Source organism: Collimonas sp. GW821-FHT02H07 (assembly GCF_059421505.1).
Genome location: NZ_JBWKVC010000006.1, coordinates 237,615 through 251,486, shown reverse-complemented (window position 1 = coordinate 251,486; position 13,872 = coordinate 237,615). Strand labels below are relative to the sequence as shown.

General features: G+C 60.6%; 10 protein-coding genes. 3 read left to right on the top strand and 7 right to left on the bottom strand.

Translation table 11 applies throughout. The features are described 5' to 3' along the window. Positions 1 to 51: 51 nt before the first annotated feature. The 7 genes from AC07V8_RS12190 to AC07V8_RS12160 all read right to left on the bottom strand — a co-directional run bounded on the left by AC07V8_RS12190 (position 52) and on the right by AC07V8_RS12160 (position 9,795). Positions 52 to 2,193 carry an alpha-galactosidase gene (locus AC07V8_RS12190; protein WP_494678294.1) on the bottom strand — a complete coding sequence of 714 codons (2,142 nt, stop codon included), beginning with the start codon at positions 2,191 to 2,193 and terminating at the stop codon, positions 52 to 54. A 15-nt stretch (positions 2,194 to 2,208) separates the two neighbouring features. Next, positions 2,209 to 3,060, bottom strand: coding sequence for a carbohydrate ABC transporter permease (locus AC07V8_RS12185; protein WP_494678295.1), 852 nt, complete (start codon positions 3,058 to 3,060; stop codon positions 2,209 to 2,211). Next, positions 3,060 to 3,920: a carbohydrate ABC transporter permease gene (locus AC07V8_RS12180; protein ID WP_494678497.1), complete on the bottom strand. Its 861-nt coding sequence runs from the start codon at positions 3,918 to 3,920 to the stop codon at positions 3,060 to 3,062. Before AC07V8_RS12180 ends, AC07V8_RS12185 begins: the two co-directional genes overlap by 1 nt. 205 nt (positions 3,921 to 4,125) lie before the next feature. Beyond that, positions 4,126 to 5,364, bottom strand: coding sequence for an ABC transporter substrate-binding protein (locus AC07V8_RS12175; RefSeq protein WP_494678296.1), 1,239 nt, complete (start codon positions 5,362 to 5,364; stop codon positions 4,126 to 4,128). A 101-nt stretch (positions 5,365 to 5,465) separates the two neighbouring features. Then, a complete protein-coding gene (locus AC07V8_RS12170; RefSeq protein ID WP_494678297.1) occupies positions 5,466 to 6,617 on the bottom strand; it encodes an ABC transporter ATP-binding protein in 1,152 nt (383 codons plus the stop codon). 155 nt (positions 6,618 to 6,772) lie between these two features. Continuing rightward, a complete protein-coding gene (locus AC07V8_RS12165) occupies positions 6,773 to 8,563 on the bottom strand; it encodes a hypothetical protein (protein ID WP_494678298.1) in 1,791 nt (596 codons plus the stop codon). Positions 8,564 to 8,754: 191 nt separating this feature from the next. After that, positions 8,755 to 9,795, bottom strand: coding sequence for a LacI family DNA-binding transcriptional regulator (locus AC07V8_RS12160; protein WP_494678299.1), 1,041 nt, complete (start codon positions 9,793 to 9,795; stop codon positions 8,755 to 8,757). Positions 9,796 to 10,344: 549 nt separating this feature from the next. Here AC07V8_RS12160 and AC07V8_RS12155 point away from each other — a divergent pair. The 3 genes from AC07V8_RS12155 to ettA all read left to right on the top strand — a co-directional run bounded on the left by AC07V8_RS12155 (position 10,345) and on the right by ettA (position 13,862). After that, entirely contained in the window at positions 10,345 to 11,040 is a 696-nt protein-coding gene (locus AC07V8_RS12155) for a Dph6-related ATP pyrophosphatase (RefSeq protein WP_494678300.1), read from the top strand. 148 nt (positions 11,041 to 11,188) lie between these two features. Further along, positions 11,189 to 12,079, top strand: coding sequence for an EamA family transporter RarD (rarD, locus tag AC07V8_RS12150; RefSeq protein WP_494678301.1), 891 nt, complete (start codon positions 11,189 to 11,191; stop codon positions 12,077 to 12,079). A 115-nt stretch (positions 12,080 to 12,194) separates the two neighbouring features. Continuing rightward, positions 12,195 to 13,862 carry an energy-dependent translational throttle protein EttA gene (gene ettA / locus AC07V8_RS12145; protein WP_211442529.1) on the top strand — a complete coding sequence of 556 codons (1,668 nt, stop codon included), beginning with the start codon at positions 12,195 to 12,197 and terminating at the stop codon, positions 13,860 to 13,862. The last annotated feature ends 10 nt before the right edge of the window (positions 13,863 to 13,872 follow it).

The window sequence follows — 13,872 nt, the reverse complement described above, 5'->3', positions numbered from 1 at the left end:
ATTGCGGCGTTGCCTCAAGCCGTGGAGATCCGGCAAGACCTGCACCTGCGGTTACACAGCGCTGATCCCGATGACGATCGCCGACTCCGGCGGCAGCGGCGGCAGCGGCAATCCGAAGTCGCGCAATGTAGCGCCGGACAGTATCAGCTGGCCATCCGTCAAGGCCTGCAAGAGTTCAGTCTGGCGCGTGTAGTGCGGCGCATGCGGCACGTCGAATGCACGCAGGCGATAGCTGCGGTCCGGGTCAAGGCCGGCAAGATGTAACGGCGCCATGTAGCGCGTGACGTCTTCGCAGCGCCGGTAAACGGCGCACAGGGCGGCGCTCTGATCGGCAGCGGTAACCTGCAGCCACGACAGGGCGCCATCCGCCCCGCCCTGCCGCAAGCTGCCGCCGTGCGCCAGGCCGCGCCACTCCTTGTACAGAGAAATCCAGTGGCAAAGCTCGGCCTTTTCAGCCGCATCCAGCGTCCTGACATCCAGTTCCAGCCCGAGATGGCCAAACATCGCGACCGCGGCGCGAAACGCCATGCCATGCCGCCGGCCCGTGGTGTGGGAAACCGCCGGCCCTATGTGCGCACCCATCACCTCGGGCGGGAAGAAGCGCAGGAAACCGCGCTGGATATCGATACGCGCCAGGGCGTCATTGCAGTCGCTGGTCCAGATCCGGTGCGTATGCGCCAGCAAGCCGTAGTCGGCGCGCCCGCCGCCGGACGCGCAGCTTTCGATCTCGACCGCCGGATGGGCGCGGCGCAGGTCGCCCAGCAAGCGGTAAAGCGCCTGCACCTGACGGTGATACGCGGCGCGGCCATGGTGCCCGGCGGCAGCCAGATCTCGGTTCATGTCCCATTTCAGATAGGCGATCGGATAAGTCCGCAGCAGGCCGTCAAGCTTGCCAAAAATATATTCCGTCACTTGCGCATTGGCGAAGTCAAGCACCAGCTGGTTGCGGCCCGTCACCAACGCGCGCCCCTCCAGCTGCAGCGCCCAATCCGGATGGGCGCGGAACAGGTCGCTGTCGGGATTGACCATTTCCGGCTCGACCCACAAACCGAACTGCATGCCGAGCTTGCGCACATGATCGATGAGCGGCTTCAACCCCTGCGGATATTTACGCGCATCCGGCCACCAGTCGCCAAGCCCGGCCCTGTCGCTGTCGCGGCGCTGGAACCAGCCGTCATCCAGCACGAAACGTTCGACGCCGACTTCAGCTCCGGCACTGGCCAACGCTTTCAGGCCATCCAGATCGTGATCGCAATACACGGCTTCCCAGGTATTCAGATGCACCGGCCTGGGCGCCATGCGCTGCCCCGGCCAGCTCAGCACGCGTTGCCGCACGAAACGGTGAAAGTTGGCGCTAAGGCCATTCAACCCCAGTGCGCTGAAAGAGAGATAGGCAGTCGGTGTCCGATAGCGCTCGCCCGGACCCAGCAACACCTCGCCCGCTGCCAGCCATTCCCCCATCTGCAGCTGGCGGCGGCCATCGTTAAGCGGTTCGATCAGCACGGTATGGTTGCCGCTCCAGCCCAGATGCGCGCCGAGCGTCCAGCCCGCATCGTCGGCCAATCCGCTGCCGACAATCACGCCGGGGAAGGCATCGTGAGAAGTGCGTCCGCGCCGGCTGTCGCGGCGCCAGGCAGCAATCCCGAGCGTCTCGCGCATTTCCTGGAACTCCAGCGTCCAGCGTCCGGAAAAGCCCAGCACCTGGTCGGCCTCCGGCGGCAGCGGCACACAGGCGGCAGCCAGCCAGTCAAGCCGGAACGGCGTGGCGCCGCGGTTTTCCAGTTCGCTCCAGATGCTGACAACGTCGCTGCCGGGATCCAAGGCGTAGCTGACGACAAGGCCAAGCTGCGCCGTCTGGTCGCTCAGGCCGAGCTGCAATGAATGCTGTCCTTGATCCACCTGATCGAGAACGAAACTCTGGGCCCAGTCAAGGTCGCCCATGCTGCCGGGCCGGCTCCCGGCCAGTGCCGGCTGATTGAACCAGCCGAAGCCATGCGTTGGCAGCACGCTCAAGGCTGGATCGTTATCCAGCAGTGTCGGCGGATGCGGCCGCGCGTTCGCCGCCGTCCACGCATCCGCGCCGACCTGGCGCCTTGATCCGAAGTGACGCCAGGCGGGAGCGGCGCCGGCCACCCGCTCCAGCACCATGCTCAGGTCGCGGCCAGTCAGGTGCATGTATTGTGATTCAGTCATTCTTGCTACCTTCGCCTATCCTTTGGTTGCGCCCATCGTCAAACCGGCGATGAAGTGCTTTTGCATGAGAAAAAAGACCAGTACCGGCGGCAGCGCCGCGATGATCGAGCCTGCCGAAACCAGATTCCATTGCGCGACCCACTGGCCGTTGAGGGACTTCAGTCCAGCCGTCACCGGCATGGCGTGGTCGCCTTGTATCAGTACCGTCGCCCAGAAATAATCGTTCCACACGAAGGTGAAAATCAGCACCGATACGGCGGCAATTGCCGGCCTTACCAACGGCAGCACGATTTTCCAGAAAACCTCGAATTCGGAAGCGCCTTCAATACGTGCGGCGTCAATCAGTTCGTAAGGCAGTTCCCGAATGAAATTGCGCATGAAGAAAGTGCAAAATCCGGCCTGGAAAGCGGTATGGAACAGCACCAGGCCGAGTATCGAGTCATACAAGCCCAGCCGCAGGCTCAGGTCGCGCACCGGCACCATCAGGATTTGAAACGGCACGAAATTACCGCCAACGAACAGAAAAAACACCAGCAGGTTCAGGCGGAAACGATAGATTCCCAGGGCGAATCCGGACAGGCAGCTCAGCGCAACCGCGCCGGCGACAACCGGTACCGTGATCAGGATGCTGTTGAAGATATAGCGGATCAGCGGCGTGTTGCTGAACACCGCCCGATAGTTCTCGGCTATCTGCCATTGGCTCGGCCATCCCCAGTAATTTCCCATATTGATATCCGCCGGGCCGCGCACCGAGGTCAACGCAACGGCGATCAGGGGCAGCAGCCAGAGCGCCAGCGCCAGCACCAGGCACACCCGGTACAGCCACTGCAGCGACTGCCTGCTTTGATCGATTGGTGTAGGAAACATCAGCTATGTTCCTTTTCCTGCTTGTATATCCGGACCAGCACCATGCTGATATAGACCAGCATGATCAGGAACAGCACCGTGGCGATAGCCGCGCCGTAGCCCATGCGATAACCGTATTCGCTCAGCGCCTCCTCATACATGTAATAGGCAAGGACGCGAGACGAGCCGTACGGGCCGCCCTGGGTCATGATGGAAACCATGTCGAAGCTGCGCAAGGCGCCGACGATCGTGACCACTACCGCAATGAAAGTGGCAGCCCGCAATTGCGGCAGGATCACCTTCACCAGCATCTGCCAGCCGTTGGCGCCTTCCAGCCGCGCCGCCTCGATCAGGTCGGCCCGCAGATTGTTGAGGCCGGTCAGATAGAGAATCATGCAGTAGGCAATTTGCGGATACAGGCCGGCCGCGACAATGCCGTAGGTGACCAGCCTGTCGTCCGACAGCACCGCGACCGGCGAGATGCCGAAGAAGTGCAGGACATGGAACAGCAAGCCGTTGCTGGGATCGTAGAACCAGCTGAACACCAGCCCGATTACCACCTGCGAAATGACAAACGGAAAGAAGAACAGTGCCTTGACCAGGCGGATTCCGAACACGGCCTGATTCAGAAACAGCGCCATCAGGAGGCCGGCAGGGATCGCCAGCAGGAAGCCGAACAGCCAGATCAGGTTGTTCCTTAACGAGAGCCAGAAATCCGGGTCGTCATAGAGTTCGGCATAGTTATGCAAGCCGATATAGCGGGCCGGGCTCAAGCCATCCCAGGCATACAGGCTGAGCGAGATGGTCTGGAAAATCGGCGCAATCACGTACAAGGCAAACAAGATCAGCGCCGGCGCGAGGAAAAGCCACGGCGCGATCATCCGCTGGTGGCGCTGCCAGAAAGATATCCCGGCTGCGGGTGTGGCTATCACCGCTGCAGGGTTTCTTTGCGTTGCTGTCAACATAAAAAATTTCCTAAGAACCGGTTCAAGAAAATACCTGGATCACGCTCGGACAAAGCTTGAGAGCTGTCAGCCGCCGCTCCGCAGGCTGCGAAGCGGCCGCCGCGGCAAGCCGGCGAAGTTCTTATTTGTAGACGCTTTGGCGCACCTGCTCGAGGCGTTCCAATATCTTCTGGCGAGACTCCGGTTTCAGCATGTAGTGCTGAAATCCGTCCATGCCGGCCTTGGCCATTTCCGCCGGCGCGTCGCGGTCGTAATACTGCGAAAGGTCGCTGGTATTCTTCAGCAGGTCGAAACCGGCTTTCAGATAAGGATCGGCCGGCTCGCTGGCTTTGACATTGACCGGCAACTCTTCCAGTATCTGGCTGACCCTGGTCTGCACGTCGGGACGCGACATGTACGTCAACAGGCGCCGCGCATCTGCCTTGTTCTTCGCCTGCGCGGGAATATGCACCGATTCGATCGGCGCTTCTTCCGCCAGCGCCAGGCCCGGCGTGATAGCTGGGAATTGCATGAAACCCAGGGTGCTTTCGGTCAGTCCGGCAGCTTTCATCGGGGCCACCGCGAAATTACCCATGAGGTACATGGCGGCCTCGCCTTTGACCATGGCCGGCACCGCCTCTTCCCAGGTATAGGAAGCGTGGTTCGGCAAGAAATAGCCAGGCTTGACCAGCTCGTCCCAGCGATCGAACACAGCGCTCACGCGCTTGTCGGTATAAGGCACCTTGCCGTTGGTGAGATCCATATGGAATTGATAGCCGTTGGTGCGCAAATCGAGATAGTCGAACCAGGCAGCCGTGGTCCAGGTCTGCTTGGTGCCGATGGCGAACGGCGTGACGCCGTTCTGCTTGAGCTTGGCGCTGGCAGCGAGCAGCTCCTTCCAGGTCTTGGGCGCGGCAATGTTCAGCTTCGCAAAAATGTCCTTGCGATAGTAGATGCCCCATTGGTAATACAGATAGGGGATGCCCCATTTCTTGCCGTTGATGGTCATCGCCGCAACAGCTGGCTTGAGCGCTTCGTCCAGGCCTTGCCTGGTCCACAGGTCAGAGACGTCTTCGAACAGGCCGGCATCGACGAAAGGCGCCATGCGATGCCCCGGATACCAGTTGACCACATCCGGCGGATTGGCTGTGAGGAAGTTGCGGATCGAGGTTTTGTAGCCCTCATGATCGAAGGTGTTGAGTTTCACCTCGACATCCGAGTTTTCAGCTTTGAAGCCTTTGATGATGGCATCCAGCGCGGCCTTGGCGGCAGGATCGGATGCATCGGAATTGATGACCAGCGTGCCCGCGTTCGCGGACAAGGCAATCGCCGAAAACAGCAGAGGCAAGATTTTTGCCGGCAATGTTGAACGTGCTTTCATTACAGTCTCCTTTTTATTTTTCGAATCATCGCGTCATTTCGACGCAGTTTTTTGGAAAGTCTCCCCTTCCACCTTCATTCGCCCGGACCAGCGGCGTCTTGCTATGCCGCGAGCGGAACCAGTATGTCGGCAGCCTCAACGCAGCGCGGCAGTGCCTCTCCCTGGGCATCGAAGATGTGCATGGCGGAGCGCGGCAACGACAACGGGATCCGCTGCCCGGGAACCGCATGCGTGTTGCCAGGCACCTTGACGATCCAGGGCGCTTGTTCGTCGCCGCTGCGCAGGTACAGATAAGTTGCATCGCCCAGCCGCTCCTGCCATTGCACTTCGCGCACCAGGTGCTGCGTGCCGTTGCCGGCGCTGGCGTCTTCAGGGCGAATGCCAAGCGTCAATGGCGCGCCTGTCGGCAAACGGCGGGCATCTACCTGCGCCTCCAGAATTTCTCCGGTGGCGAGCTGCACCTGCGCCAGCCTTTCGCTGGCGGCGATCAGCCTGGCGGAGGAGAAGTTCATTTTGGGAGAACCGATAAAGCCGGCCACAAACAGATTTTTGGGGCGATGGTAAAGTTCAAGCGGAGCGCCGCATTGGGCGATGCTGCCGGACTGCGCCAGCGCACCGCCCGAGTTCAGCAGCACGATGCGGTCGGCCAGGGTCATCGCCTCGACCTGATCGTGCGTGACATAGACGGTGGATGCCTTGCCGATTTCGCGATGTATCTTGGCAATCTCGTAGCGTGTCTGCACCCGCAATACCGCATCCAGGTTGGACAGCGGTTCGTCGAACAAAAACACGCCCGGTTCACGCACGATCGCGCGGCCGATTGCGACACGCTGGCGCTGGCCGCCGGACAGCGCCTTGGGAAGCCGTGCCAGCAGATGCTCCAGCTGCAAAATGCGGGCGGCGCTGACGACTTTTCCACGCACCACAGCTTTGTCGACCTTCGCCAGCGTCAAGCCGAACGCCATGTTTTCGTACACCGTCATGTGCGGAAACAAGGCGTAACTCTGGAACACCATCGCCACGCCGCGCCGCGCTGCCGGTACATCATTCATCAGACGATCGTCGATCAGCAGCTCGCCGCTGCCGATTTCTTCGAGGCCGGCGATCATCCGCAGCAAGGTGGATTTGCCGCAGCCGGAAGCGCCCACGAATACGCAGAACTCTCCTTGCGCAATGTGCAGGTCCACATTGCGAACGACCGGCTCGTGCTTGCCATAGGCTTTGGACACGCCCTTCAGGGTGATGCTTGCCATTATTTTGTCTCCTCAGGTGCTGCCTGGTGCGCTGCGCGTTGAGCGCATGTCATTATCGATAGCTGGCCAGAGGCGGCGCCAGCGCCAGGGCAAGCATTTGCCACGGCGCCAGCGCCCAAAGGCCTTATCGGATTTCTTCGGTAATGCGCTTCCAGTTACTGGCTGGCAGTCACCAGCATTCTGGTCACGGTATAGTTGGGATCGTTGGGGTACAGATAGATGCCGCCCTTGTCGCCGTTGCAGGTATAGGTCCGGCTGCTGCCGTCCCAGACCAGGTTGTAGGTATTGGCCTGCGTGGAATTGTTGGCGTAGGTAGTGAGCACATTGCAGTGGCTGCCGTAATTCAATTTGAAACGCGGGAGCCAATACAGCCCGGTGCCGTCTTGCTGCGCCGACGGATCCTTCGCGTAATCCAGCGTGATGGCCGGCCAGCCGGTGGCGGCATCCAGCGCCTGGGTAACTCCTACATGCACGGTGTAGTTGCTGGTATGAATCGGGATATTGCTGACCTTGATGTAGTCCCCGTTCTTGAATGCGGACGGAAGATTGTTGGCAAGCGTGACCAGCTTGTTGTTGGGCGCATCGAAATCGACTCCGAGCACTTTTGTGATGACGTCCGATATCAACGCAAAGCTGACCTCGGGATAAGCGTTGCCATTCTCAAACACCTGCCGTGCAGCCAATCTGGTCAGCCACTTCCACGCGGTGTCCGGCATATTCGCGTTATAGAAGGCGGTAGGCAGATAGGTATGCGATTCGACGCCGGGCGAGTCGAGGCCGCGGTTCGGATCCTGCTTGAATCTGGCTTGATAGAGGCTTTCAGCGTTGCTGTCGACGTAGTTCGCCTGCGCGGCCAGGCTGACGGCGTCTGTGATGATCCCTTTATACAAGGGGAACAGATTCGGCTCCTCGGCATAATGGTCGTAGTAGCTCAGAGTGCTGTAATTCGCGCTTGAATAGGCTGTGCCTGCCACTCCGGTGAGCGCGACCGCAAAATGGCCGGCGCCGTTGACGTTGCTCCAGTGCGAATTGAAATTCGACGACAGCGTGTTGAACTTGCCCGCCATATTCGTGGCGTCGCTGGCCGCTTTCAAGGCCGGGTAGTTCGATACGTTCCTATAGTAGGCAATCTCGCTCGCCGCCATGTCGCCGCCAATGACGATAGCCGTATTCGACGGCACTCCGGCGTTGCCGACGAATTCGTTGTAGGTCGCGGCCTCGCCATGATCCAGCCGCGCCATCCTGAAACCATCGGCGTTTATATACTTGTTGTTCTCAGTGTTGGAAAAATTGTTGTTGATGTTATTGATGTAGTTCGTGAAATCGGCGCCCAGATACCGCTGGTCGGCGGTGAGGCGATACATGTTCGCGATGTTTTCGCCGATCTCGAATGGCGCCGGCGATTCGTCGTTCTGCTCATACTGCTTGCCGTTGGCGCCAATCGCCCAGTACGGCGCATTGATGATGTCAGTATGATAGAGCGTGACGAAATGGTCGGCCATCTGGTAGTTCTGCTCATACATCCCGAGAAAATAAGCCCCGCTTGCATGATGCACATAATCTCTCGAATAGTAGGCGCATCGATTGGGAATCGAGGCCAGGTACCCTGGCTGCAGCGTCGACTGACTGCACCTGGCATCCGTGCTCGGCCATCCCAGCGCCACAAAATGCGGGTAATTCGCATTCGTGAAATCCAGCGAGCGCGCTTCTGCCACCGCCTGGTTGAAACCGGTTGCCAAACCCGATCCGACGCTGCTGGAACTCGCTGTCAACTCCTGGGCGACGGCGCCGCCTCCGCACAAGAGACTGCTGATCGCCAGGGCAGTCAACAAGCCTTTTTTCTGCAATCCCATACTGCGTTGCCGCTGCGATTCCGCTTTCGCCATGGCGCGGCGATCAGCTCCTGCAGTACGGTTTTTCTTCAACGTCGTTAAGCCTTTGTTCATTATTCCGTCTCCTTTTTTTGAGGGAAAATCTTATAAATAAGCGTGGAACACAGCTGATGCAGTGGAGGTAATGCGGTTACGAGATACGGTTGCGGGTCACCTTGCCTGATCCACCCTCATCGAGATGACTTTGGTGCCTGGTTGAGAAAATGCGCTTGTGCGAACTGCCGTGAGCCGCACGGCAGTGCGCGTCAATCCATGCCGCTGCCGCAAGAGCGCCGCACAATCAAAGGCGCGGCGTCCCGCACGCAGGCCTTGTCCAGCGGTTCGCCGGCGATAGCCTGCAGCAAAATGGCGGCCGCATCGCTGCCGTCCTTGAATGGTTCCGTGCGCATCGTTGTCAGTGGCGGAGCCGCAAAGGCGGCCAGCGGAATATCGTCATAGCCGACGACCGCGACATCTTCCGGAATCCGCAAGCCGGCATCACGCAGCGCTGCCATCGCGCCGAATGCGATCGTGTCATTGCCCGCAAACAGCGCTGTCATGCCCGGCGCCCGCGACAGCATGCCGCGCATGGCGTCATACCCGCTTTGCGCGCTGTAGTTGCCATACGCGATCCATGCGGGGTTGATGTCCGCGCCATGCGCCTGCATGGCGTCGTGGAAGCCGCGCAGGCGTTCGCGCGGAATGTGATTTTCGTCCGACGCATAACCGAGATGGGCAATCTGCCGGTGCCCGAGCGCCAGCAGATGACTGGTGGCGCGGCGAGCGGCGTCACGGTTATCGGCATCAATGCTGCAGACGCCCTGGCGGGCAGACAGATTCGAACCGAACACCACCAGCGGGAACGCATTGCCGGCCAGTTCGCACAGATAGGCATCGTCGATGCCGCGCGGATTGAGAACGATCAGCCCATCGACGCGCCGGCTGTCGACCAGGTCCGCAAATGCGCCTGGCCGGCTGCTTTCTTCAACCGGCTCAAACAGCACTTTGTATCCGCCGGCATGGCATGTCAGGTTGATGCCGGCCAGGAATCGCGGCAGGTAAGCGTCGATGTCGATGTTGATGTGGTCGCGATGCGGCATGACGAGTGCGACCGTCCTGGTTGCGCCGCTGGCCAGCGAACGGGCGATGGCGTTTGCTACGTAGCCGAGCTGCCTGGCGGCGGTCAACACGCGCTCGCGCGTCTCCTGGCTGATGCCCATGCCGGGCACGTCGTTGAGAACGAAGGAAACCGTCGTGCGCGATACGCCGGCAAGCTTTGCCACCTGGTTGCTAGTTACGTTACTCATGGTTCCTGGCCCGGATCTTGTTTACTAACACGTGTTAGCAACGCTTTAAAAAAAAGGACTTTCTAAGTGTCCGTGATTATTTATCCCTCAATGATGATCGCTGAGAATGTCATCATCCAGCGCCGTCTTCATTCTTACTAACCTGCTTTAGATATTAGGGACTCCAATCAGCCCCGTCAAGTTCTTTTAATGCTCATGTGCAAGAATTTGCGCAAACGTCATCCCTGCCTGCCGGCCGCCGTCCTGGGCACGCTCGGCAGCGTGCTATTTCCAGTAATTGCGAGACCCGCCTCCTGTCTTATCTTTGCCCTGCGCCTCTGCTCCATCGCTTATTGCGTAAAATGCTGCTTGCTGCCTGAACGCGCACAAGACGAATAGTAAAAATACACGGCGCCTGCCACTCCTTCACTTTACATAGACCCGCGCCATGCAAGCAGCAATCCCCCACCATGCCAGCACTGCCAAGCTCCTGAAAGCTCTGTACCCGATTTACTTCAAGATGCGGGAAGCAAAGCTTCCAGCGATCGATTGCGCCAACTACCGCATCGCATGAACAGCGCCGCCACAGCACAGGCCGGCAGCGCGCTGGTCTCATGGAGCGGCGGCAAGGATTCCTGCCTGGCGCTGTGGCGTGCGCGCCAGAGCGGGATGCAGATCGATCGCCTGATCACCGCGCTCGATGAAAGCGGCCGGCGCGCCCGTTCGCATGGCGTGCCGCCGGCCTTGCTGCAGGCCCAGGCCGATGCGCTCGGTGTGCCGCTGGCGTTTTACAGCGCCAGCTGGCAGCAGTATGAAGAAAAATTCGTCGCCGCCTTGCGCGCGGCCCACGGCGACGGCGTGCGCCATGCGGTGTTCGGCGATATCGACCTGCAGGCGCATCGCGAGTGGGAAGAAAAGGTCTGCGCGCAGGCCGGCCTGCAAGCTTGCCTGCCCTTGTGGCTGCAGCCGCGCCGGCAGCTGGTCGATGAATTCCTGGCGCTCGGTTTCAAGGCGGTGGTGGTCTGCATCAACGGCAATTACCTGCCGCAGGAATTCTGCGGCCGCGAATTCGACGCCGCCTTCCTGGCCGATCTGCCGGCCGGCGTCGATGCCTGCGGCGAGAACGGCGAGTTCCATACCTTCGTCTACGACGGCCCGGCGTTTGCCCATGCGGTGCCGTTCCGGCGCACCCGCATCAGCCCTTACCAGGCGCCGCCGGAACTGGGGTCGACCATGTTTTATTTCCAGGAGCTGGCGGCAATCTGAAGCGGCTTTATCGGTCAGAGGCGGCGTTGCAGCCATGCGCCTGCCCAATATTGCGTAAAATGCCATATGCCGTCCGCCCGCAGCGCGTCACAGACAGCCGCCAATAAAACAATTCCGACGCCGCCCCTCACTCTAGATCGATCACACCATGCAAGCAGGAATGCTCTACGCCATCGCCTCCTACGTCCTGTGGGGCCTGTTCCCGATTTATTTCAAGGCGCTGGAAGCGGAGGTTCCGCCGGTCGATATCGTCGCCCACCGCGTCCTCTGGTCTTTCCTGTTCTTGATGATCGTGCTGACCGTGCGCAAGCAGTGGGCCTGGGTCGGACCGATGCTGCGCCAGCCGCGCGTGATCGGCGGCTTCGTCGCCAGCGCCCTGCTGCTGACCGCCAACTGGACCACCTATATCTGGGCGGTCAACAATAATCACATCGTCGAAGCCAGCCTGGGTTATTTCATCAACCCGATGGTCAGCGTCGCGCTCGGCCTGGTGTTCCTGCACGAACGGCCGCGGCCGCTGCAATGGCTGGCGATCGCCATCGCCGCCGGCGCCGTGCTGTGGCTGACCTGGCAAGCCGGCCATCCGCCCTGGATCGCCTTGACGCTGGCCGTCACCTTCGGCGGCTACGGCTTGCTGCGCAAGACCGCCAGCCTCGGCGCGCTGCCCGGCCTGGCGCTGGAAACCGCGCTGGTGCTGCCGCTGGCGCTGGCCTTCCTGGCGTATACCTCGGTACAGGATCACAACACCTTCAGCAGCGCTTCGACCTCCACCAAATGGCTGCTGGCGGCGGCCGGACCGATCACCTCGATTCCCTTGCTGATGTTCGCCGCCGGCGCCCGCCGCATTCCCTTGTCGCTGGTCGGCGTGCTGCAATACATCACGCCTTCGCTGCAATTGCTGTTCGGCGTCTCGCTGTACGGCGAACAGCTGGATGGCGACCGCCTCAACGGTTTTATCGTCATCTGGTGCGCTTTGGCGCTGTATTCGGCCGAGGGACTATGGCGAACGTTTAAAATACGCCCAGGCGCATCGGCCTGAAGGACTGGGCTTAACAACTCGTCAACCCGGCGCGCATAGGTTATTCTTGCCAGTTCCGGTTCGCTGGTGCGAGCCGCTCTATTCACCGCATTATTTTTTATTATCACTGCTCCTCATGGCCCAATACGTCTACACAATGAACAAGGTCGGCAAGATCGTGCCGCCCAAACGCCAGATCCTGAAAGATATTTCGCTGTCGTTCTTCCCCGGCGCCAAGATCGGCGTGCTGGGCCTGAACGGTTCCGGCAAGTCCACCCTGCTGAAAATCATGGCCGGCATCGACAAGGATATCCAGGGCGAAGCAGTGCCCATGCCGGGCCTGAACATCGGCTACCTGCCGCAGGAACCGCAGCTCGATCCGGAACAGACCGTGCGCCAGGCCGTCGAAGGCGGACTGGGTGAAGCGTTTGAAGCGCAAGCCAAGCTGGATGCTGTATACGCCGCCTACGCGGACGAAAATGCCGACTTCGACGCGCTGGCAGCCGAACAGGCGCGCCTGGAAGACATCCTCGCCACCGCCGGCGACGGCAATCTCGACCTGCAGCTGGAAATGGCGGCTGACGCCCTGCGCCTGCCGCCATGGGACGCCAAGATCGGCATCCTCTCCGGTGGCGAAAAGCGCCGCGTGGCGCTGTGCCGCTTGCTGCTGTCGAAACCCGACATGCTGCTGCTGGACGAGCCGACCAACCATCTGGACGCCGAATCGGTCGAATGGCTGGAACAGTTCCTGCAACGCTTCCCTGGCACCGTGGTCGGCATCACCCATGACCGCTACTTCCTCGACAACGCCGCCGAATGGATCCTGGAACTGGACCGCGGCCACGGCATCCCGTGGAAGGGCAACTACAGCTCCTGGCTGGAACAGAAGGGCGACCGCCTGAAGCAGGAAGAAGCGACAGAGTCCTCACGGCAGAAAACCATCGCCAAGGAACTGGAATGGGTACGGCAGAATCCGAAGGGCCGCCAGGCCAAGAGCAAGGCGCGTCTGGCGCGCTTCAATGAACTGAGCGAACACGAATACCAGAAACGCAACGAGACCCAGGAAATCTTCATCCCGGTCGCTGAGCGCCTGGGCAATGAAGTGATCGAATTCAAGAATGTGTCGAAATCGTTCGGCGACCGCATGCTGATCGACAACCTCAGCTTCCGCATCCCTGCCGGCGCCATCGTCGGCATCATCGGCCCGAACGGCGCCGGTAAATCGACCCTGTTCAAGATGATCACCGGCAAGGAACAGCCGGACAGCGGCGAAGTAGCGATCGGCACCACCGCCCGCGTCTCCATCGTCGACCAGTCGCGCGACTCGCTGGCGGACCAGAAAACCGTGTTCGAAGACGTCTCCGGCGGCGCCGACATCCTCACCGTCGGCCGCTTTGAAATGCCGTCGCGCGCCTATCTGGGACGCTTCAACTTCAAGGGCGGCGACCAGCAAAAGATCGTCGGCAACCTGTCCGGCGGCGAACGCGGCCGCCTGCACCTGGCCAAGACCCTGCTACAGGGCGGCAACGTGCTGCTGCTGGATGAACCGTCCAACGACCTTGACGTGGAAACCCTGCGCGCGCTGGAAGACGCCTTGCTGGAATTCGCCGGCAGCGTGATGGTGATCAGCCATGACCGCTGGTTCCTGGACCGTATCGCCACGCACATCCTGGCCTTCGAAGGCGAATCGCAGGTATCGTTCTTCGACGGTAACTACCAGGAATACGAAGCCGACAAGCGCAAGCGCCTGGGTGAAGAAGGCGCCAAGCCTAAGCGCATCCGCTACAAGCCTGTAACGCGCTGATAGATGTAAA

Excerpts from the sequence above, each read along its gene's own strand:
- AC07V8_RS12180 (WP_494678497.1), bottom strand. The coding sequence starts at position 3,920 with ATGATCGCGCCGTGGCTTTTCCTCGCGCCGGCGCTGATCTTGTTTGCC.
- AC07V8_RS12185 (WP_494678295.1), bottom strand. The coding sequence starts at position 3,060 with ATGTTTCCTACACCAATCGATCAAAGCAGGCAGTCGCTGCAGTGGCTG.
- rarD (WP_494678301.1), top strand. The coding sequence starts at position 11,189 with ATGCAAGCAGGAATGCTCTACGCCATCGCCTCCTACGTCCTGTGGGGC.
- AC07V8_RS12165 (WP_494678298.1), bottom strand. The coding sequence starts at position 8,563 with ATGAACAAAGGCTTAACGACGTTGAAGAAAAACCGTACTGCAGGAGCT.
- AC07V8_RS12155 (WP_494678300.1), top strand. The coding sequence starts at position 10,345 with ATGAACAGCGCCGCCACAGCACAGGCCGGCAGCGCGCTGGTCTCATGG.
- AC07V8_RS12175 (WP_494678296.1), bottom strand. The coding sequence starts at position 5,364 with ATGAAAGCACGTTCAACATTGCCGGCAAAAATCTTGCCTCTGCTGTTT.
- AC07V8_RS12190 (WP_494678294.1), bottom strand. The coding sequence starts at position 2,193 with ATGACTGAATCACAATACATGCACCTGACTGGCCGCGACCTGAGCATG.
- AC07V8_RS12170 (WP_494678297.1), bottom strand. The coding sequence starts at position 6,617 with ATGGCAAGCATCACCCTGAAGGGCGTGTCCAAAGCCTATGGCAAGCAC.
- ettA (WP_211442529.1), top strand. The coding sequence starts at position 12,195 with ATGGCCCAATACGTCTACACAATGAACAAGGTCGGCAAGATCGTGCCG.
- AC07V8_RS12160 (WP_494678299.1), bottom strand. The coding sequence starts at position 9,795 with ATGAGTAACGTAACTAGCAACCAGGTGGCAAAGCTTGCCGGCGTATCG.